General features: G+C 67.9%; 18 protein-coding genes. 9 read left to right on the top strand and 9 right to left on the bottom strand.

The window, feature by feature from the left end; translation table 11 throughout:
* Nucleotides 1-238: 238 nt before the first annotated feature.
* The 6 genes from hda to panB are packed head-to-tail and all read left to right on the top strand — an operon-like array spanning nt 239 to nt 5,354.
* Nucleotides 239-973, top strand: a complete 735-nt coding sequence (gene hda, locus CFB46_RS07655; protein ID WP_012327945.1) for a DnaA regulatory inactivator Hda — start codon at nt 239-241, stop codon at nt 971-973.
* Nucleotides 974-984: 11 nt separating this feature from the next.
* Nucleotides 985-1,662: an HAD family hydrolase gene (locus CFB46_RS07650; protein WP_089499668.1), complete on the top strand. Its 678-nt coding sequence runs from the start codon at nt 985-987 to the stop codon at nt 1,660-1,662.
* Nucleotides 1,663-1,667: 5 nt separating this feature from the next.
* A complete protein-coding gene (gene pcnB, locus CFB46_RS07645; protein ID WP_089499667.1) occupies nt 1,668-3,236 on the top strand; it encodes a polynucleotide adenylyltransferase PcnB in 1,569 nt (522 codons plus the stop codon).
* Between the two features lie 35 nt (nt 3,237-3,271).
* Nucleotides 3,272-3,814: a 2-amino-4-hydroxy-6-hydroxymethyldihydropteridine diphosphokinase gene (gene folK, locus CFB46_RS07640; RefSeq protein WP_006476832.1), complete on the top strand. Its 543-nt coding sequence runs from the start codon at nt 3,272-3,274 to the stop codon at nt 3,812-3,814.
* Entirely contained in the window at nt 3,811-4,497 is a 687-nt protein-coding gene (locus CFB46_RS07635; protein WP_027783627.1) for a deoxynucleoside kinase, read from the top strand. The genes folK and CFB46_RS07635 overlap by 4 nt, the downstream gene beginning before the upstream one ends.
* Nucleotides 4,498-4,538: 41 nt before the next feature.
* Complete coding sequence (panB, locus tag CFB46_RS07630) at nt 4,539-5,354, top strand: 3-methyl-2-oxobutanoate hydroxymethyltransferase (RefSeq protein WP_089499666.1); 816 nt, start codon at nt 4,539-4,541, stop codon at nt 5,352-5,354.
* Between the two features lie 126 nt (nt 5,355-5,480).
* On the opposite strand, the gene CFB46_RS07625 is transcribed toward panB, so the two are convergent.
* From CFB46_RS07625 to grpE, 5 genes are all read right to left on the bottom strand, one after another.
* Nucleotides 5,481-7,403, bottom strand: a complete 1,923-nt coding sequence (locus CFB46_RS07625) for a chorismate-binding protein (protein WP_089499665.1) — start codon at nt 7,401-7,403, stop codon at nt 5,481-5,483.
* Nucleotides 7,404-7,407: 4 nt separating this feature from the next.
* Nucleotides 7,408-8,544, bottom strand: coding sequence for a molecular chaperone DnaJ (gene dnaJ, locus CFB46_RS07620; RefSeq protein WP_027783624.1), 1,137 nt, complete (start codon nt 8,542-8,544; stop codon nt 7,408-7,410).
* A gap of 253 nt (nt 8,545-8,797) precedes the next feature.
* Nucleotides 8,798-10,750, bottom strand: a complete 1,953-nt coding sequence (gene dnaK / locus CFB46_RS07615) for a molecular chaperone DnaK (RefSeq protein WP_027783623.1) — start codon at nt 10,748-10,750, stop codon at nt 8,798-8,800.
* A gap of 161 nt (nt 10,751-10,911) precedes the next feature.
* A complete protein-coding gene (locus tag CFB46_RS07610) occupies nt 10,912-11,340 on the bottom strand; it encodes a thioredoxin family protein (protein WP_089499664.1) in 429 nt (142 codons plus the stop codon).
* Between the two features lie 10 nt (nt 11,341-11,350).
* On the bottom strand, nt 11,351-11,896 hold the full coding sequence (gene grpE / locus CFB46_RS07605) for a nucleotide exchange factor GrpE (protein WP_027783621.1): 546 nt from the start codon (nt 11,894-11,896) through the stop codon (nt 11,351-11,353).
* A 352-nt stretch (nt 11,897-12,248) separates the two neighbouring features.
* Here grpE and CFB46_RS35840 point away from each other — a divergent pair, with 352 nt between their 5' ends.
* Nucleotides 12,249-12,410, top strand: a complete 162-nt coding sequence (locus CFB46_RS35840; protein ID WP_006476841.1) for a hypothetical protein — start codon at nt 12,249-12,251, stop codon at nt 12,408-12,410.
* Here CFB46_RS35840 and CFB46_RS07595 read toward each other — a convergent pair.
* The 3 genes from CFB46_RS07595 to hrcA form a co-directional block, all read right to left on the bottom strand.
* Nucleotides 12,382-12,789, bottom strand: coding sequence for an RNA-binding S4 domain-containing protein (locus CFB46_RS07595; protein ID WP_027783620.1), 408 nt, complete (start codon nt 12,787-12,789; stop codon nt 12,382-12,384). The two genes, CFB46_RS35840 and CFB46_RS07595, sit on opposite strands and share 29 nt — an antisense overlap.
* Before the next feature lie 214 nt (nt 12,790-13,003).
* The gene (hemH, locus tag CFB46_RS07590; RefSeq protein ID WP_027783619.1) at nt 13,004-14,068 is read right to left on the bottom strand and encodes a ferrochelatase; all 1,065 of its coding nucleotides are present in this window, start codon (nt 14,066-14,068) and stop codon (nt 13,004-13,006) included.
* 167 nt (nt 14,069-14,235) lie between these two features.
* Nucleotides 14,236-15,258 carry a heat-inducible transcriptional repressor HrcA gene (gene hrcA, locus CFB46_RS07585; protein ID WP_027783618.1) on the bottom strand — a complete coding sequence of 341 codons (1,023 nt, stop codon included), beginning with the start codon at nt 15,256-15,258 and terminating at the stop codon, nt 14,236-14,238.
* A gap of 131 nt (nt 15,259-15,389) precedes the next feature.
* Between hrcA and CFB46_RS07580 the strand changes: the two genes are divergently transcribed.
* Nucleotides 15,390-16,292 (top strand): NAD kinase, encoded by a 903-nt coding sequence (locus tag CFB46_RS07580; protein ID WP_027783617.1) that lies wholly within the window; start codon nt 15,390-15,392, stop codon nt 16,290-16,292.
* A gap of 19 nt (nt 16,293-16,311) precedes the next feature.
* On the top strand, nt 16,312-17,961 hold the full coding sequence (recN, locus tag CFB46_RS07575) for a DNA repair protein RecN (RefSeq protein ID WP_089499663.1): 1,650 nt from the start codon (nt 16,312-16,314) through the stop codon (nt 17,959-17,961).
* A 93-nt stretch (nt 17,962-18,054) separates the two neighbouring features.
* On the opposite strand, the gene glnE is transcribed toward recN, so the two are convergent.
* Complete coding sequence (gene glnE, locus CFB46_RS07570) at nt 18,055-20,856, bottom strand: bifunctional [glutamate--ammonia ligase]-adenylyl-L-tyrosine phosphorylase/[glutamate--ammonia-ligase] adenylyltransferase (RefSeq protein ID WP_089499662.1); 2,802 nt, start codon at nt 20,854-20,856, stop codon at nt 18,055-18,057.
* Nucleotides 20,857-21,031 lie beyond the last annotated feature (175 nt).

Genomic DNA, 21,031 nt, shown 5'->3' with positions numbered 1-21,031 from the left:
GAAGGTCGGTAAAATGCGATTTTACCCGAAGCCGGCCCGTTGGCCGGAATTCCCAGCACCGAATCGTCAGGGATTGCATCTTGGTCAACACGTCCCCGTTTTCATCGCCGGGCGAAGCGCGCCGAAACCCGCGCCGCGCCGTGCGTACGGTCGCGCGTGAAGCCAGCCGGGGCGCTTTCCCCCGCGCGTGCCCGGCGTACGGCACGCGTTTTTTCAACCGACCCGCATTGTGACTGCTGTGTCCCGTCAACTGACGCTCGATCTCGGCACGCCGCCGCCCGCCACGTTCGACAACTTCATCATGAGCGACGAGAACGACGAGCTCGTCACGCGCCTGCAGAAGCTCGATCTCGCGCTCGCGGCCGGCCCCGTGCCGGACCGGTCGTTCTATATCTGGGGCGAGCCCGGCAGCGGCCGCACCCACCTGCTGCAGGCGCTCGTGAGCGACGCGTCGTACGGCTATGCGCGCTACCTGACGCCGCAGAGCCCGCTCGGCGCGTTCACGTTCGACCCGCGCATCGGCATCTATGCGATCGACGACTGCGACCGGATGAGCGACACGCAGCAGGTCGCGCTGTTCAACCTGTTCAACGAAGTGCGCGCCCACCCGTCGAGCGCGTTCGTCGCGGCGGGCCCGGCGGCGCCGCTCGCGCTCGACGTGCGCGAGGATCTGCGCACGCGCCTCGGCTGGGGGCTCGTGTTCCACCTGTCGCCGCCGTCCGACGCCGGCAAGATCGCCGTGCTCAAGCTCGCGGCGAAGGAGCGCGGGATCGCGCTCACCGACGACATCGCTGCATACCTGCTGACCCATTTCCGCCGCGACATGCCGAGCCTGATGGCGTTGCTCGACGCGCTCGACCGCTTCTCGCTCGAGCAGAAACGCGCGGTCACGCTGCCGCTGCTGCGCCGGATGCTCGCGCGTCCCGGCGACGACATCACACCACCGGGCACGGGCCCGAACCGCTTCGAGTAAAATGCGCTTCCATGACCAATCTGGCACTCTTTGACCTCGACCACACGCTGATTCCGACCGATAGCGACCACGAATGGGGTCGCTTCATGGTGAAGCTCGGCATCGTCGACGCGGAAAGCTTCTCGCGTCGGAACGACCAGTTCTTCGCCGATTACAAGGCCGGCCAGCTCAACATCCACGCGTACCTGTGCGCGATGCTCACGCCGCTCGCGAAGTATTCGCGCGCGCAGCTCGCCGAATGGCACGAGCAGTACATGCACGAGGTGATCCGCCCCGCGATGACGCCCGCCGCGCTCGAACTCGTGCGCAAGCATCTCGATGCGGGCGACTTGTGCTGCGTCGTGACGGCCACCAACGAATTCATCACGCGCCCGATCGCGACCGCGTTCGGCGTCGACACGCTGATCGCGTGCGAGGTCGAAACGACCGACGGGCATCCCGATTCGCCGTACACGGGCCGGCCGACCGGCACGCCGAGCTATCGCGAAGGCAAGATCGTGCGCACCGAAGCGTGGCTCGCGTCGCTCGGCAAGCACTGGGACGACTTCGAACACAGCTATTTCTACAGCGACTCGCACAACGACATTCCGTTGCTCGAGAAAGTCACCGACCCGATCGCGACCAACCCCGACGACACGCTGCGTGCGCATGCAAGCAACCGCGGCTGGCGCATCCTGGATCTCTTCTGAACGTCGTGATCAAAAAATTCATTCGCAAGCTGCTCGGACAGGACGAAATCGAGCAAACGCCCCCCTCCGCGGCCCTGGCCGACGAAGCGGCCCCTGCTGTCCCGCGCGCCCCGAAGGGCGTCCGCGCCGGCGGCGCGAAGAAATCGCGCAGCAACCATGAGCCGACCGTCGTGCCGGCCAGCGTGCACGGCATCAACCCGGCGCTGATCTCGAAGAACGCGGTGCGCGTGACCGACACGCTGCAGCAAGCGGGCTTTCGCGCGTTCATCGTCGGCGGCGCGGTGCGCGACCTGCTGCTCGGCATCGCACCGAAGGACTTCGACGTCGCGACCGACGCGACGCCGACCGAGGTGCAGCGCCTGTTCCGCCGCGCGCGCCTGATCGGCCGCCGCTTTCAGATCGTCCACGTGCAGTTCGGCCAGGAGCTGATCGAGGTATCGACGTTCCGCGCGCTGGTCGACGCGCCGCCCGAGGCGGCCGCGGCCACGGCCGAGCCGCCGAGGCGCCTGAAGCGCGACGAGCTCGATCGCCGCACGCATGCGGTCGATGCGAGCGGCCGCGTGCTGCGCGACAACGTGTGGGGCGAGCAGCACGAGGACGCCGCGCGCCGCGACTTCACGATCAACGCGATGTACTACGACCCGTCGACGCAGACGGTGCTCGACTATCACGACGGGATGGCCGACATACGCGCCCGCCTGTTGCGAATGATCGGCGATCCGGCCACCCGCTTCCGCGAGGATCCGGTGCGGATGCTGCGCGTCGTGCGCTTCGCGGCGAAGCTCGATTTCGAGATCGAACCGCATACGCGCGAGCCGATCCATTCGCTCGCCGACCTGATCAACAACGTCCCGGCCGCACGCCTGTTCGACGAAATGCTGAAGCTGCTGCTGTCGGGGCACGCACTCGCGTGCCTGCAGCGGCTGCGCAAGGAAGGCCTGCATCACGGGCTGCTGCCGTTGCTCGACGTCGTGCTCGAACAGCCGCAGGGCGAGAAGTTCATCACGCTCGCGCTGAACAACACCGACGCGCGCGTGCGCGCCGGCAAGCCGGTGTCGCCGGGCTTCCTGTTCGCGACGCTGCTGTGGCACGACATGCGCCAGCGCTTCGAGCAGTACACGGCCGAGGGCGAAATCCCGGTGCCGGCGCTCCATCGCGCGATGGACGACGTGCTCGACATGCAGACCGAGAAACTCGCGATCCACAAGCGTTACTCGGCCGACATGCGCGAGATCTGGGGCCTGCAGTTGCGCCTCGAGAAACGCTCGGGCCGCAGCGCGATGCGGCTGCTGGAACACCAAAGGTTTAGAGCGGGGTATGATTTCCTCCTGTTACGCTGCGAATCCGGCGAGCTCGATACGGAAGTCGGACAGTGGTGGACGGATTTCATCGAAGGCGACGCGGCCGCTCGCGAGGCATTGCTCACGCAGGGCGGCTCGAAGGAAAAATCGCCCCGCAAGCGGCGCCGCCGCGGCGGTGCGCGAAACCGCAATCCGGGTGAAGGTGCCGCCGAGCAGGCGCCGGATACCGCGGGCGGTACCGCGAGCGATACCGCGAGCGGTTCCGACGACTGACGCGTGCGCCGGCGAACGACGTAGGAAGTGATGCCATGACGGTTGCATATATCGGATTGGGGGCGAATCTCGGCGATGCGCGCCAGACCCTGAAGGACGCGGTGGTGTGCCTCGCGCAGCAGCGCACCATCTCGATCCTCGGCAAGTCGAGCCTGTATCGCACGGCGCCGTTCGAAGCGGGCGGCGACGATTACTACAATTGCGTCGTCAAGCTCGACACGACGCTGTCGGCCCGCGAGCTGCTCGCGCTCTGCCAGAAGATCGAACATCACTTCGGCCGCGAGCGCCCGTATCGCAATGCGCCGCGCACGCTCGACCTCGACATCCTGCTGTTCGGCGCCGATTCGATCGACGAACCCGACCTGATCGTCCCGCACCCGCGCCTCACCGACCGCGCGTTCGCGCTCGTGCCGCTCGTCGAAATCGAGCCGGCGCTCGACATCCCCGCGCGCGGCCGTGCCGACGCGTTTCTCGCCGCCGTCGCGGATCAGCGCGTCGAAAAGGTACAGACCTGCCAGTGCCTGATGCAGAAGGCGCTCGCTGCCGGCGAAGACGCCGACAAGACCCGTTGCCGATGAACTCGACTCCGCTGACCGTCACCGCGCCCGACCTGCGCGCCCCGCACCGCTATCTCGTGATCGAAGGCCCGATCGGCGTCGGCAAGACGACGCTCGCGCGCCTGCTCGCCGAGCGCTGGTCGATGCAGACGCTGCTCGAACGCCCGCAGGACAACCCGTTCCTCGAACGCTTCTATCGCGACACCGCGCGCTACGCGCTGCCCGTCCAGCTGTCGTTCGCGCTGCAGCGCGCGCAGCAGGCGCGCGAGCTGATCGGCGCGCTCGACACGGGCCGGCCCGTCATCGCCGATTTCATGCCGCAGAAGAACGACATCTTCGCGCGGCTGAACCTCCCGGAAGACGAGTGGCAGCTGTATCGCTCGGTCGCCACGCACGTCGACGTGCCGCAGGCGCCGTCGCCCGATCTCGTCGTCTATCTGCAGGCCAGCCCCGAAGTGCTGTTCTCGCGCATCCAGAAGCGCGGGATGCCGATGGAACTGCAGATCAGCGACGCGTACCTGCGCTCGCTCGTCGACGCGTACAACGAATTCTTCTACCACTACGACCGCACGCCGGTGCTGACGGTCGCGGCCGAACACCTGAACCCGCTGGATTCCCCCGAGGATCTCGCCCTGCTGGTCGAGCGCATCGAGACGATGCGCGGCCGCAAGGAATTCTTCGTCAAGGGCGAGACGACGCGCTGACGCGTCTCGCCGCTGTTTTTACCCATCGATCCGGATTCCCCATGACCTATCTCCAGGAATCGAGCCGGCCTGCCGTGACCGTGCCGAAACTGCAGGCGATGCGCGACGCCGGCGAGAAGATCGCGATGCTGACCTGCTACGACGCGAGCTTTGCCGCGCTGCTCGACCGCGCGGGCGCCGACGTCCTGCTGATCGGCGATTCGCTCGGCAACGTGCTGCAAGGGCACACCACCACCCTGCCCGTCACGCTCGACGACATCGCATATCACACCGCCTGTGTCGCACGCGCGCAGCCGCGCACGCTGATCGTCGCGGACCTGCCGTTCGGCACGTACGGCACGCCCGCCGACGCGTTCGCGAGTTCGGTCAAGCTGATGCGCGCCGGCGCGCAGATGGTCAAGCTCGAAGGCGGCGAATGGCTCGCCGACACCGTGCGTTTCCTGGTCGAACGCGCGGTGCCCGTGTGCGCGCACGTCGGCCTGACGCCGCAATCGGTGCATGCGTTCGGCGGCTTCAAGGTGCAGGGCAAGACCGAAGCCGGCGCCGCGCAATTGCTGCGCGACGCGCGCGCGATCGAGGACGCGGGCGCGCAGCTCGTGGTGCTCGAGGCCGTGCCGACGCTCGTCGCGTCCGAAGTCACGCACATGCTGCGCATTCCGACGATCGGCATCGGCGCGGGTGCGGACTGCTCGGGCCAGGTGCTGGTGCTGCACGACATGCTCGGCATCTTCCCCGGCAAGCGGCCGCGCTTCGTCAAGGACTTCATGCAGGGCCAGCCGAATATTCAGGCGGCGGTCGAAGCGTATGTGCGCGCGGTGAAGGACGGCTCGTTTCCGGGAGCCGAGCATACGTTCTGACGTAACGGGCTGGATGTAAAAAAACGCGGCGCCCCGCAAAGGGCGCCGCGCTTTTTATTGGAATACCACGTTGCCGAAGGCGAGCGGCAGCGAATGTTCGGACACACGGCCCGAATCGTCATCGCATCATTTCAACACCGCGTCGAGCGCGCCGCGCAGTGCGTTGGTCAGCAGCAGCGCCTGCGCCCGCGCGAGATCGTCACGAGTCACGACGCGCTCCACCGCGCCGAATGCGGGATCGTCGAGCAGCACGCCGCGCATCACGCCCGGCAGCACGCCGCTCGTCAACGGCGGCGTCACCCATTGGCCGTCCAGCTTCACGAACAGATTCGAGCGCCCGCCTTCCGTCACCTCTCCGCGCTCGTTGACGAACAGCATGTCGAACCCGCCGAGCGCCTCCGCCGCCTGCCACGCACGGTCGTATTCAGCGCGGCGCGTGGTCTTGTGCAGCAGCAGCGCGTCGCTCGCGCGGGTCGGCGCGAAGCCGTGCGCGGAGGCCAGCAGCACGCCGACGGGCCCCGCCGGCAACGGCTTGAGCGGCGCCGCGACGATCTCGATCGTGCCGTCCTTCGCCAACGCGAGCTTCATCCGGTACGCGCCGTCGCCGTCGAGCGCCATGCAGCGCGCATCGATCTCGCGACGCAATGCGTCGGCATCGAAGCGGAAGCCGAACGCATCCGCGCTGCGTTGCAGCCGCGCGAGATGGCGATCGAGATGGCGAATCCCGTCCGCCCGCGTGGCGGCCGTCGTTTCGAACAGCTGGAAGCCAGGGTCGGCGTCCGTCAGGAATCGCGCTTTCAATTCGCACTCCGCATATTCATCGGCCGCGACGCTGTCGAGCACGATGCCCGCGCCGACGCCCATCGTGCCGCGCCGCCGGCCGGCAGCGGCCGTTGCCGCGCCGCGTGTGGCGATCGTCCCGGCAGCATCGGCTGCGAGCGCATCGAGCGTCAGCGTCCGGATCGCGACCGACAGGCAGAAATCGCCGCAACCGGCCGCGCCGCCGGGCGTCGCCGCGCCGGCGGATACAGCCTCATCCTTCGGCGCGTCGAGCCAGCCGATCGCACCGGTATACAGCCCGCGCGGCGTGGACTCGATCGTGTCGATCAGCTGCATCGTCTTGTACTTGGGCGCGCCCGTGATCGACCCGCAAGGGAACAGCGCGCGCAGCATCTGCGCGAACGTCGTGCCGTCGCGCCAGCCGGCTTCGACCGTCGACGTCATCTGCCACACCGACGCATACGGCTCGACGGAGAACAGCGCCGGCACCTTGACGCTGCCCGTGCGCGCGATCCGCGACACGTCGTTGCGCAGCAGGTCGACGATCATCACGTTTTCCGCGCGGTTCTTCGGGTCGTTCGCGAGGAATGCCGCTGCCTCGGCGTCGCGTTGCGGATCGCCCGAACGCGGCGCGGTGCCCTTCATCGGCCGCGCGCGCAGCACGTCGCCGTGCCGCTCGACGAACAGCTCCGGCGAACACGACACGACCCACGCGCCGTCCGGCAGCGCGATCAGCGCGCCGTACCGCACCGGCTGGCGCGCGCGCAGCCGCCGGTACAGCGCGAGCGGCGTGCCGAACACGTCGAAATGCAGCCGGTACGTGTAATTGACCTGATACGAATCGCCCGCGCACAGCGCGTCGTGCACCGCGGCGATCGCCGCGTCGAACGCATCGCGCGACACGCTCTTCGCGACATGCGCGACGCCCGCGATCGACGGCGTGCCGCCGCCGTCCTGCTGCGCGAGCCACGCGTCGACGCCGTCGCGCGACAGCCGCTCGCAGCGCGCATACAGCAAAAAGCGCAGCGGGGCATGGCCCGGCTGCGCCCGTTGCAGATTGCGTCCGAATTCGTAATCGCCGACGACGACCGCATGCAGCCCGTCGCGCAAATCCTGCGCGAGCGCCGCGTCGACGGCGTCGAGCTGCGCCGGGTCCGTGCACACGCGTTCGCGCACGAAGCCCGAATACAAACGACTCGACCGCGAGGACGCGGTCGAGTCGCAATCGTCCAAGAGCGCGAACGACGCGCTCTCGTTGCCTTCAGTCATGCCGTTACTCGAAGAAGCTCTTCACCCGGTCGAACCAGCTCTTGCTCTGCGGGCTGTGACGCGCGCCGCCCTCGGCCAGCGACTTCTCGAACTGCTTGAGCAGGTCGCGCTGGTGGTCGGTCAGCTTCACGGGCGTCTCGACCTGTACGTGCACGTACAGATCGCCCGCAATGCTCGAACGCAGCCCCTTGATGCCCTTGCCGCGCAGGCGGAACGTCTTGCCCGACTGCGTGCCTTCCGGCACCGGGAACGACGCACGGCCGGCCAGCGTCGGCACCTCGATCTCGCCGCCGAGTGCGGCGGTCGTGAACGGAATCGGCATCTGGCAGTGGAGATCGTCGCCGTCGCGCTCGAACACCGCATGCGGCTTGATGTGGATCTCGACGTACAGATCGCCCGGCGGCCCGCCGTTGATGCCCGGCTCGCCGTTGCCGGCCGAGCGGATCCGCATCCCGTCGTCGATGCCGGCCGGGATCTTCACTTCGAGCGTCTTGGTTTCCTTCACCTTGCCCGACCCGTGGCAATGCACGCACGGCTCGGGGATGTAGGTGCCCGTGCCATGGCACTTCGGGCAGGTCTGCTGGATGCTGAAGAAGCCCTGCGACATGCGCACCGTGCCCTGGCCGTGACAGGTCGGGCAGGTTTCCGGCTTCGTGCCGGGCTTCGCGCCCGACCCGTGGCAGACTTCGCACGACACCCAGCTCGGCACGCGGATCTGCGTGTCGTAGCCGTGCGCGGCCTGCTCGAGCGTGATTTCCATGCTGTAGCGCAGGTCGGCGCCGCGGTACACCTGCGGGCCGCCGCGGCCGCCGCGCGCGGCACCGCCCGCGGCCTGACCGAAGATGTCGCCGAAGATGTCGCCGAATGCATCGGCGAAGCCGCCGAAGCCCTGCGCGCCCGCACCGCCCATGTTCGGATCGACGCCCGCGTGGCCGTACTGGTCGTACGCGGCCCGCTTCTGACCATCCGACAGCATTTCATAGGCTTCCTTCGCCTCCTTGAAATGCTCCTCCGCATCCTTGCTGTCCGGATTGCGGTCAGGGTGATACTTCATCGCAAGCTTGCGATATGCCTTCTTGATTTCGTCGTCGCTCGCATTCTTCGCGACGCCCAGAACCTCGTAGTAATCCCGTTTCGCCATATCGATTCACTGTGCCGCCACGCATCGCGCACGCGGCGGCTCCTTTCGCCCGCAGTAAAGTCTCTCGACTCGTCTGGCGCTGCGCCGTCCGTGGACGGCTCGCGCAGCACCCGCCAAAAAACAAATGTGCCCGGAGGGCCGCAAGGCCCGCCAGGCGTGGAGTCGATCCGGCCATCCGGAAGGAAAGACAGACCGCTTGTCAGCCGCGCCGCGCGCGTTTCGCGCGCGGCGTACGGTGCCATGGCAACCCGGCTTAGTCCTTCTTCACTTCCTTGAACTCGGCGTCGACGACGTCGTCGGCAGCCTGTTGCGCACCACCCGCATGGGCCGCGCCTTCCGCAGCACCCGCCGCGCCTGCGGCACCCGCCTGCTGGGCCTGCATGTCGGCGTACATCTTCTCGCCGAGTTTCTGCGACACCTTGCCGAGCTCCTCGACCTTCGCGTCGATCGCAGCCTTGTCGGCCGACGTGTCCTTCAGCGCTTCCTCGAGCGACTTCAGCGCCGCTTCGATCGCTTCCTTCTCACCGGCGTCCAGCTTGTCGCCGTACTCGGTCAGCGCCTTCTTCGTGCTGTGGACCAGCGCGTCGCCCTGGTTGCGCGAATCGGCCAGCTCGCGCAGCTTGTGGTCTTCCGCTGCGTTCGCTTCCGCGTCCTTGATCATCTGGTCGATCTCGGCCTCGGACAGGCCCGAGTTCGCCTTGATCGTGATCTTGTTTTCCTTGCCGGTCGCCTTGTCCTTCGCGCCGACGTGCAGGATGCCGTTCGCGTCGATGTCGAAGGTCACTTCGATCTGCGGCACGCCGCGCGGTGCCGGCGGGATGCCTTCGAGGTTGAACTCGCCGAGCAGCTTGTTGCCCGCCGCCATTTCGCGTTCGCCCTGGAACACCTTGATCGTCACGGCGCCCTGGTTGTCGTCGGCCGTCGAGTACACCTGAGCGTGCTTCGTCGGGATCGTCGTGTTCTTGTTGATCATCTTCGTCATCACGCCGCCGAGCGTCTCGATGCCGAGCGACAGCGGGGTCACGTCGAGCAGCAGCACGTCCTTGCGGTCGCCCGACAGCACCTGGCCCTGGATCGCCGCACCAACGGCGACGGCTTCGTCCGGGTTCACGTCACGGCGCGGATCCTTGCCGAAGAACTCCTTCACCTTCTCCATGACCTTGGGCATGCGCGTCTGGCCGCCGACGAGAATCACGTCGTCGATGTCCGACACCTTGACGCCTGCGTCCTTGATCGCGATGCGGCACGGTTCGATCGTGCGCTCGACGAGGTCTTCCACCAGCGCTTCCAGCTTCGCGCGCGTGATCTTCAGGTTCAAGTGCTTCGGGCCCGATGCGTCCGCCGTGATGTACGGCAGGTTGATTTCGGTCTGCTGACCCGACGACAGCTCGATCTTCGCCTTTTCGGCCGCTTCCTTCAGGCGCTGCAGCGCGAGCACGTCCTTCGACAGGTCGACGCCCTGCTCCTTCTTGAACTCGCCGATGATGTAATCGATGATGCGCTGGTCGAAGTCCTCGCCGCCGAGGAACGTGTCGCCGTTGGTCGACAGCACTTCAAACTGCATTTCGCCGTCGACGTCCGCGATCTCGATGATCGACACGTCGAACGTGCCGCCGCCGAGGTCGTACACGGCGATCTTGCGGTCGCCCTTCTCGACCTTGTCGAGACCGAACGCGAGCGCGGCTGCCGTCGGCTCGTTGATGATCCGCTTGACTTCGAGGCCCGCGATACGGCCGGCGTCCTTGGTCGCCTGGCGCTGGCTGTCGTTGAAGTACGCCGGTACCGTGATCACGGCTTCCGTGACCGGCTCGCCGAGGTAGTCTTCGGCCGTCTTCTTCATCTTGCGCAGCACTTCAGCCGACACCTGCGGCGGCGCGAGCTTTTCGCCGTGCGCTTCGACCCATGCATCGCCGTTGTCAGCCTTGATGATCGTGTACGGCATCAGGCCGATGTCCTTCTGGACTTCCTTCTCTTCGAAACGGCGGCCGATCAGGCGCTTCACGGCGAACAGCGTGTTCTTCGGGTTGGTCACCGACTGGCGCTTGGCCGGCGCGCCGACGAGAACTTCGTTGTCGTCCATGTACGCGATGATCGACGGCGTGGTGCGCGTGCCTTCCGAGTTCTCGATGACCTTGACCTGGTTGCCTTCCATGATGGCGACGCACGAGTTCGTGGTGCCGAGGTCAATACCGATGATCTTTCCCATTTTTCCTAATCTCCAGAAATGCTTGTTTGCTGCACGAAACGCCGCGTTTTTAGGCGGTCTCGCACGCCAGAATTCAACTCTGTTCCCGAAATGCGTCCGTCCGATCCGTTTTCAAGACCCGACGAGCGATGCGGATATTAAATTTTTTCAATCGCCGCCGGCTACGGATCGTGCGGGCCGCCGGCGCCCGCGCCGGACGGCGCACCCGCCGCCGCGTCGATCTTCGCGCGGGCCGCCGCGACGGCGGCCTCGAACTGCGCGAGGCCATGCCAGCCCGTCGCGCGGCCCAGCCGCTTGCCGCGGTGAAAGAAGAACCACGTCGGCACGCCGTGCAGCCCGAAGCGGCGCCCCAGCTGATGGTGTTCGTACACGTTGCAATGGAACCACTTCAGGCCCAGCGCGCGGATCGCGTCGGGCTGGGCGAGCATCGCCTTCTTCGCGATCTCGCAGTTGAAGCAGTCGACGCCCCAGAAGAACACCACCGCGAGCGCTTCGCCCGCGCCGTCGACGGCCGCGTCGAACGTGCCGGCGTCGAGCGCCTGCATGTCGAACGCGTCGAACGCGGCCGGATCGACGCCGGCGGGCACCATGGCAGCCGCCTTACTTCGGCTGGGCGACGGTGACGAGCGCCGGGCGCAGCACGCGGTCGGCGATCATGTAGCCCTTTTGCAGCACCGTGACGACGGTGTTCGGTTCCTGCTCGGCCGGCACCATCGAAATGGCCTGGTGCTGATGCGGATCGAACTTCTCGCCGACCGGGTTGATCGCGACGACGCGACCCTTCTCGAGCGCGCTCGTCAGCTGGCGCAGCGTCAGCTCGACGCCTTCGCGCACCTTCGCGATGTCGCCGGAGGTATCGCCGACGGCCGCTTCCAGGCTGTCCAGCACGGGCAGCAGGTGTTCCGCGAAGCTCTCGATCGCGAACTTGTGCGCCTTCGACACGTCGTCCTGCGCGCGGCGGCGCACGTTCTCGGTCTCGGCCTTCGCCCGCAGGAAGCTTTCCTGGAGCTCGGCGACCTTGGCTTGAGCCTCCGCGAGCGCCGCGTCGGCAGCTTCGGCGGCGGGTGCGGCGCCTTGCGCCGCCTGCTTCTCGCTGCCGATGTCTTCGGCCGATGGGGTAGCCGGGTTCTCTTGCGTGTTTTCCATGTCGCTGAAAGTCGATTAGAGGTTGAAGCCAAATCGGCCACCGCCGGACGTATACCCGGCGGCACCGCACATTGTTGGTGCAAATAAGGGCGAAAACTGCGGTTTCAAGAGGGTCATTCGCCGGCATTCGCCAATGCCGCGAAACAACCGCGCGTTTCCGCGGGCAGGCGTCGCATAGTCCGCCGGATCGGGCGAAACGGCCTGTAACAACGCTTACCCAGCAAGTACTAGCTCCGCACAGGTCCGCTGCACTACACTCCACTCAAGCGTCGGAAAAGCGTGTTTACCCTAGCTGACCGCCGCCTGACATCCACCTGGCGCCGTTTTCACCCTTGTTCTCGAGGGGAGTACCGTGAAACTGACCTTTGCGATATCGGTGGTCGCGCTGGTACTCATTGCCGGCACCACCACCATCTGCCTGTCGGGAGCCGTCACCGACCGCACGACCGAATATGGAAGCGCGCGGGCGACGTTCGACCAGATGTTCAGCTCCCACCAGAAAATCTGTCGATGATGCGCCGGTCGCGCTTCGTCGGCCGGCCGTGCAGCTCGGCCGCCGGCTCGCGATACGTGCGGCGCCGCTCCAGTTCGGCGAGCCGCGCGGCCCGCCCCGCTTCCGTTTCCTCGTAGAGCGTCTGCGCGACGCTCGCGGGCCCGCGCACGTCGCACACGCCAAGCACGGCAATGTGCCAGACGATGCCGTCGATCGCAATCTCGACCTCGTCGCCCACCCGCACGTCCTTCGCCGGCTTGACCGCCGCGCCGCCGATTCTCACGTGTCCCTTGTCGACCGCATCGGTCGCGAGCGAGCGCGTCTTGAAGAACCGGGCCGCCCACAGCCATTTGTCGATGCGCAGCTTCGCGCCCGGTTCCGTGGAAATCTTGTAGTTCATGTCAGCCTCCGCCGGGCCGGCCCAAGGGGGTTGACCGCCCCTCGGGGGGCGCCTTGCATGGGACCGGAGTAAGCACTGAAGTGCCAACTCCGGTCGACAGCGAACGAAGTGAGCGTGGGGGTCGTTTCATGTCAGCCTCCGTCGGGCCGCCCCGAGGAGGTTGACCACCCCCTCGGAAAACGGCGAACGAAAAGCGCGTGGAAATCGTTTCATCTCAACCCACCGTTTCGGGCTGCGCGGCCTTGACGGGCCAGCCCTGCAGATTCTCCGCGACGATCTCGCCGATCGCGCCGATCCACGCGGACGCGCCGTTCAGACACGGAATGCGGTGGAAGGTCTTGCCGCCGCCGGCGAGGAACTCGTCGCGCACTTCCATGCCGATTTCCTCGATCGTCTCCAGGCAATCGGCCGTGAAGCCGGGGCAGAACACGTCCGCCCGCCGCACGCCGGCCTCGCCGAATTCGCGCAACGTCGGCGCGGTGTACGGCTGCAGCCATTCGGCCTTGCCGAAGCGCGACTGGAACGTGACGCGGCATTCGGTACCCGACAGCCCGAGCGCGGCCATCAGCAACGCGCCCGTCTGCTGGCACTGGTCGTGATACGGATCGCCCAGGTCGAGCGTGCGCTTCGGCACGCCGTGGAAACTCAGCACCAGCTTGTCGCCGGCCGCGAAATCGGGCCGGCCGTGCTGCGCCCAGTACTGGCGCACCTGCTCGGCCAGCGCATGAATATAGGCCGGATGGTCGGCGTAGTGCCGCACGGTACGCACTTCCGGCTGATTGCGCATGCGCGCGAGCGCGTCGAACGCGGCATCGAACGCGGTGGCCGTGGTCGACGCCGAGTATTGCGGATACATCGGCATCAACAGCACGCGCTCGACGCCCGCGCGCTTGAACTGCGCGAGCGCGTGCGAAATGTTCGGGCTGCCGTAGCGCATCGCGTAGTCGACCATCACGTGATAGCCGTTCGACACGAGCAGATGCCGCACGCTGTCGGTCTGACGCTCGGTGTACACGCGCAGCGGCGAGCCCTCGGGCATCCAGACGGCCGCGTATTTCTTCGCGGACGCGCGGCCGCGCAGCGGCAGGATCAGCGTGCGCAGCAGCACCTGCCAGACGGCCTGCGGGATTTCGACGACCCGCGGATCCGACAGGAATTCGGCCAGGTAGCGCCGCACCGCGCGCGGCGTGGGCGCGTCGGGCGTGCCGAGATTGATCAGCAGCACACCGATGCGATGGGCGGCCGCGACGCTCGAAGGCGGCTCAAGATCGAAACGCATGGGCAAGAACGTGCTCGGGGCACGGGACCGGACGGCCCTTGATTATAGCGGGCCGCCCCGTGCCGTTCGGCCGACTGTCGCCGCAAGCGGCGCCGCGGCAAGATAGCGGGGCGGGATCGGGCTGGCGATTGTCGGACATTCGCCGGCAATTCGCCGGCGATCGCGGGTTATTGCTGGCTCAGCGTGAGCGACAGCAGGCGCGCGGTGATGTCGACGATCGGTATCACGCGGTTGTACGCCATGCGGGTCGGGCCGATCACGCCGAGCGTGCCGACGATCTGCCCGTTCACCTCGTACGGCGCGGTGACGACACTCATTTCCTCGATCGGCACGAGCGTCGATTCGCCGCCGATGAAGATCTGCACGCCCTGGGCGTGGCTCGACACGTCGAGCAGTTGCAGGAGGCCCGTCTTTTGGTCGAATACGTCGAACAGCTTGCGCAGCCGCGCCATGTCGGACGACAGGTCCGCCACTTCGAGCAGATTGCGCTCGCCGGAAATCAGCACGGTGTCCTCGGTGTCGGGCACCTCGGTGCTGGCCGTCACGGCCGCGTGCATCAGCGTCGTCATGTCGCCGCGCAGCTGGTCGATCTCGTCGCGCAGGCGGCGGCGCACCTCGTCGAACGACAGGCCGGCGAAATGCGCATTGATGTAGTTGGACGCCTCGGTCAGCTGCGACGGCGAATAGTCGCGCGGCGTCGCCAGCATGCGGTTCTGCACGTCGCCCTCGGGCGTGACGATGATCAGCAGGATGCGCTTGTCGGACAGGCGCATGAACTCGATCTGCTTGAACACGTGGCTGCGGCGCGGCGTCAGCACGACGCCCGCGAACTGCGACAGGTTCGACAGCACGCTCGCGGCGGCGGCAACCACCCGCTGCTGCGGCTCGCCGGCCTGCAGCGTGTTCTGCACCTGGCGCGCGACGGCCTCGGCGTCGATCGGCGCCTCGACCGTCAGCATCGTATCGACGAACAGCCGGTAGCCGCGCGGCGTCGGGATGCGGCCGGCCGACGTGTGCGGGCTCGACACGAGGCCGAGTTCCTCCAGGTCGGACATCACGTTGCGGATCGTCGCCGGGCTCAGCTCGAGCCCGGAGTAACGGGACAACGTGCGCGATCCGACTGGCTGACCGTCGGCGATATACCGTTCGATCAGGGTTTTCAGGAGGGTTCGTGCGCGAGGATCTAGCATGGTGGAAAATTTTAGCGCAACGGCGCGACCGCGGCGAGTGGCGTCGGCCACCGTTGCGCGGGCCGAGCCGATCCGGCCCCGTCCGCGCACAGCCGGTTCTTTTCGTCAACGAGCTATGGTGTAATGCCGGCATGAAAACCGGTAATCAGTTCAATACTGTCGCGCTCGTCGGCCGGAGCAACACGCCCGGCATCGCCGAGCCGCTCGCCACGCTGGCGGACAGCATCGCCACGCTCGGCTTCGAGGTCGTCTTCGAAAGCGAGACCGCGCGGGAAATCGGCATCGCCGGCTACCCCGCGCTCACCCCGGCCGAAATCGGGGCGCGAGCGGACGTGGCGATCGTGCTCGGCGGCGACGGCACGATGCTCGGCATCGGCCGCCAGCTTGCGCCGTACCGGACACCGCTGATCGGGATCAACCACGGGCGGCTCGGCTTCATCACCGACATCGCGGCATCCGACATGCACGCGCTCGTCCCCGTGATGCTGGCCGGCAAGTTCGAGCGCGAGGAGCGCTCGCTGCTCGAGGCGCGGATCGTGCGCGACGGCGAACCGATCTACCACGCGCTCGCGTTCAACGACGTCGTCGTGAACCGCAGCGGCTTCTCCGGGATGGTCGAGCTGCGTGCGTCGGTCGACGGCCGTTACATGTACAACCAGCGCTCGGACGGGCTGATCGTCGCGACGCCCACCGGCTCGACCGCGTATGCGCTGTCGTCGGCCGGCCCGATCCTCCATCCGCAGCTGGCGGGCGTCGTGCTCGTGCCGATCGCGCCGCACGCGCTGTCGAACCGGCCGATCGTGCTGCCCGACGACTCGAAGATCGCGATCCAGATCGTCGGCGGCCGCGACGTCAACGTGAATTTCGACATGCAGTCGTTCACGTCGCTCGAGCTGAACGATACGATCGAGGTGCGCCGCTCGAAGCACACCGTGCCGTTCCTGCACCCGATCGGCTACAGCTACTACACGACGCTGCGCAAGAAGCTGCACTGGAACGAACACGCATCGAACGAAGACGACAAGGCGTCCTGACGCCGCCCCGCCCGACACCATGCTCCGCCACCTCTCGATCCGCGACTTCGTCATCGTCGCCGCGCTCGATCTCGAATTCGACAGCGGCTTCTCCGTCTTTTCCGGCGAAACCGGCGCCGGTAAATCGATCCTGATCGACGCCCTCGCCCTCGCGCTCGGCGAACGTACCGACGCGAGCGTCGTGCGCACCGGCTGCGGCCGCGCCGACATCACGGCCGAATTCACGCCGCACGACCGCGTCGCGCGCTGGCTCGACGAACACGCGTTCGACGCCGAGGACACCGTGATGCTGCGCCGCGTGATCGACGCGAACGGCCGGTCGCGCGCGTTCATCAACGGCACCAGCGCGACGCTCGCGCAACTGCGCGAGCTCGGCGAGATGCTCGTCGACATCCACGGCCAGCACGCGCACCAGTTGCTGATGCGGCCCGACGCGCAGCGCGAGCTGTTCGACACGCACGCGGGGCTCGTCGCCGATGCCGCGAACGTCGCGCGCGCCTGGCGCGTGTGGCGCGACGCGACGCAGGCGATCGATGCCGCGAAGGCGCACGAGCGCGAGTTGCAGCTCGAACGCGAAAAGCTCGCGTGGCAGCTCGCCGAACTCGACAAGCTCGCGCCGCAAGCCGGCGAATGGGACGAAGTCAGCAACGAACACAAGCGCCTGTCGCATTCGGCGAACCTGATCGAAGGCGTGCGCGGCGCGCTCAACGCGCTGTCCGAGTCCGACGACGCGATGCTCGCGCAGCTCGGCGCGATCGTGTCGAAACTGCGCGGCCTGGCCGATTACGACACCGCGCTCGGCGATGCGCTCGCGTCGCTGGAACCGGCCGAGATCCAGTTGCAGGAAGCCGTCTATTCGCTGTCGCACTATGCACAGCGCGTCGATCTCGATCCCGAGCGGCTCGCGCAGGTCGAAACGCGTCTCGACGCGCTGCACTCGACCGCCCGCAAGTTCCGGCTGCCGCCCGACACGCTGCACGAAGAGCATGCGGCGCGCCGCGCCCAGCTCGCCGCGCTCGACGCGGCCGCCGATCTCGGCGCGCTCGAGGCGGCACAGGCCAAGGCGCGGGAAGCCTATCTCGCCGACGCCAAACGCCTGTCGAAGGCACGCGCGCAGGCCGCCAAGGCGCTCGGCACGGCCGTCACGGCCGGCATGCAGGAATTGTCGATGGCGGGCGGAAGCTTCGAAGTCGCGCTCGTGCCGCTCGCGGACGGCGGCCCGCACGGGCTCGAGCAGGTCGAATTCCGCGTGGCCGGGCACCCGGGCGTGCCGCTGCGGCCGCTCGCGAAGGTCGCGTCGGGCGGCGAACTCGCGCGGATCAGCCTCGCGCTCGCGGTCATCGCCAGCGCGGCGAGCCCGACGCCGACGCTGATCTTCGACGAAGTCGATACGGGAATCGGCGGCGGCGTCGCCGAAGTGGTCGGCCGCCTGTTGCACCAGCTCGGGCGCGACCGTCAGGTGTTGTGCGTGACGCACCTGCCGCAGGTCGCCGCGCGCGGCGACCATCATTTCCAGGTGGCAAAGGGCGCCGACGAGCGCGGCGGCACGGTCTCGACGGTCGTCGCGCTCGACCGCGCCAACCGGATCGAGGAAGTCGCGCGGATGCTCGGCGGGCTCGAAATCACGGCCACCACGCGCAAGCACGCGAAGGAAATGCTGGCGGCCTGACGCGGCCGCCCGTCCCGCCCGAAACGAAAGGGCTCGCACGTTCAATTCAGGGCGGTACGCGGATCGATGCCGCGCCCGCCCCCGGCCTTCCGTTCAAACGCCCGTTTCAACCGCGCCGAACACACGCGTCCACAGCGCCGTCACGGCCGCCCGCTCGTCGGCCACCGCCGCCGGATCGACGCGCGCCTTCTCCATCCCGTCGAGCCGCAGCTTGTGCTGCAGCTTCCGGTATTTGCGGTACGCGGCGCCGACGCGCTCGGCCTCGTCCTCGCTCATCAGCCCGAAGCGCGCGACCTCGCGCAGCAGCGCGATGTTGCCGGTATTGCGGATCAGCTCGGCGTCGCTCGACGCATGCAGCAGCACCCAGTACTGGACGATGAACTCGATGTCGACCATCCCGCCGCGATCGTGCTTCAGGTCGAACAGCTCGGTCTGGTTCGGATGGCCGGCAAACACCTTGCCGCGCATGTCGACGATCTCCTTCGCGAGCACACCGCCGTCGCGCGGCGTCGTCAGCACCTGCTGGCGGATCGCCTCGAAATCCGCGCCGATCTGCGCGTCGCCCGCGCTGTAGCGGGCGCGCGTCAGCGCCTGGTGCTCCCACACCCACGCGGTGTTGGCGGCGTCGCCCTCGCGCAGCTGATAGCGGCGGAACGCGTCGAGATCGGTGACGAGCAGCCCGGCCTCGCCGTTCGGCCGCAGCCGCAGGTCGATGTCGAACAGCGCGCCCGCGCCGGTCGCGGTCGTGAGCCACGTGATCAGGCGCCGCGTGAAGGTCGTGTAGACGTCCGCCGAACGCTCGTCCGGATCGTCGTACAGGAAGATCAGGTCGAGATCCGACGCGTAGCCGAGCTCCTTGCCGCCCAGCTTGCCGTACGCGATCACCGCGAACTTCGGCACGTCGCGATGGCGCTTCGCGAGCTGCGACCAGACGACTTCGATCGTCACGTCGAGCACCGCGTCGGCCAGCTCGGACAGCCGGTCGCTCACATGCTCGACCGACAGTTGCCCGGCCAGATCGATCAGCAGGATCCGGAACACCTCCGCGTGCTGCGCGTGGCGCAGCAAGTCCATCTGCTGCTCGGGGCCGTCGGCCGCCGCGAGCCGCGCGCGCAGCGCATCCTTGAACGCGGGCCAGTCGAACGGGCTCGCGATCGCCTCGTCGTCGAGCAGCTCGTCGAGCAGTTGCGGATGGCGGATCAGGTAGCCGCCGCCCCAGCGCGTCGCGCCGAGCACCGACAGCACACGGTCGAGCGCGGCCGGATATTCGGTCAGCAGCGCGAGATAGACGCCGCGCCGGCTGACCGTCTCCAGCAGGTCGAACAGCCGCACGATCGTGTCGTCGCGCCGCGCGGCGTCGATCTTCGGCGCGGCGTCGAGCGCGCGCTGCGCGACGCTGTCGAAGCGCTGCCGGCTCTTTTCCGGCAGTCCGGTGTAGCGCGACGATTGCCAGACCGCGCGCAACCGCGCGAGCACGGCGGCCGGATCGGTGAAGCCGAGACCGTCGAGGCGCGCGACCAGCGCGTCGTCCTCGCCGTCGTCGGCCAGCGCGCCGCTCCAGATCCACGCGGCCGCCGTGTCGTCGCCGGTCGCGCACGGCGCGCCGTTCGCCTTGTCGGCAAAAATCTGGTCGAACTGCGCTTCGACGAACGTGCGGTGGCCGTCCAGCACCGTCATCAGCGCCGCGTAGTCGGCAAACCCGAGCGACGCGGCCAGCGCCGCGCGCTCGTCGGGCTCGACCGGCATCGCGTGCGTCTGCGCGTCGTTGCGGTACTGCAGCCGGTGCTCGAGCGTGCGCAGGAAGCGGTAGGCGTCGGTCAGGCGGGCGCAGATGTCGTCGCCGATCAGCCCGCGCGCCTGCGCATGCCGCAGCACCGCGAGCGTCGGCCGCACGCGGAATTCCGCATCCTGGCCGCCGCGGATCAACTGGAACACCTGAGCGCTGAACTCGATCTCGCGGATCCCCCCGCGCCCGAGCTTGATGTCGTCGGCCTTGTCGGGCCGCATCGACGCGCGCCGCGCGGCTTCGTGCCGGATCTGCTGGTGCAGCGAACGGATCGCGCCGATCACGCCGAAATCGAGATAGCGGCGGTACACGAACGGCTTGACGATCGATTCCAGCTGCGCCGCCAGCCGCTGCGCCGCGTCGCTGTCGCCTTCCGACACGAGCCGCCCCTTGATCCACGCATAGCGCTCCCACTCGCGCCCCTGTACGTAGAAGTACTCCTCGAGCATCCCGAGGCTGCAGACGAGCGGCCCCGAATCGCCGTTCGGGCGCAGCCGCATGTCGACGCGAAACACGTAGCCGTCGGCCGTGACCTCGGACAGCACGCCGATCAGCCGCCGGCCGAGCCGCGTGAAGTATTCCTGCGTGGACAGCGGCGAACGTGCGCCGCCGGTCGTCTCGCCGTCGTCCTCGTAGACGAAGATCAGGTCGATGTCCGACGATACGTTCAGTTCGCGGCCGCCGAGCTTGCCCATCCCGACCACGCCGAGCACGACGCGCTGGCCGTCGGCGCCGCGCGGCTCGCCGTACAGCGCCTCGAGTTCGGCCGACAGCAGCGCCAGCGAGCGCTGCACGGCCACTTCGGCGAGATCGGTCATCGCGCCCGTTACCTCGGCGACGTCCGCCAGGCCGCGCAGGTCGCGCTCCGCGACCGCGCCGAACGCCTCGGCGCGCAGTTGCCGCAGCGCGCGCTTCAGTTGCTCGTCGCCCGGCACGGCCGTGCCGGCCGGCGTCGCGAGCAGCTCGGTCAAGCGCGCGTCGAGCTGAGCGCGGCCGAGCGGCGCGGCCGCCCACGCGGCGACCTGCTCGGCCAGCGCGGGCCGCGCGGCAGCCGCGCGGGCAAGGTATCGGGAATAGGACGTGCTGATCAGGGCGGAAGCGTCGGTCATCGAGAAGCGGGCCTGGCGGAAAGGCCGGGCTGGCAGCGGGCCGGCGCGTGCGCGCCCCGCTGCCGACCGGCCCCATGGACTCGGCGCGGCCTCGCCGGACGCCCGTGCGCCCGTCGCGACACCGCGCGCCGGAAAGCCCGTGCCGTGCTGCCGCAACGGCCGCCGGCACGGACCC

The organism is Burkholderia sp. HI2761, from assembly GCF_002223355.1.
Lineage (GTDB): Bacteria > Pseudomonadota > Gammaproteobacteria > Burkholderiales > Burkholderiaceae > Burkholderia.
The sequence above is the reverse complement of the archived record's forward strand: the minus strand, read 5'-3'. Positions and strand labels throughout refer to the sequence as shown.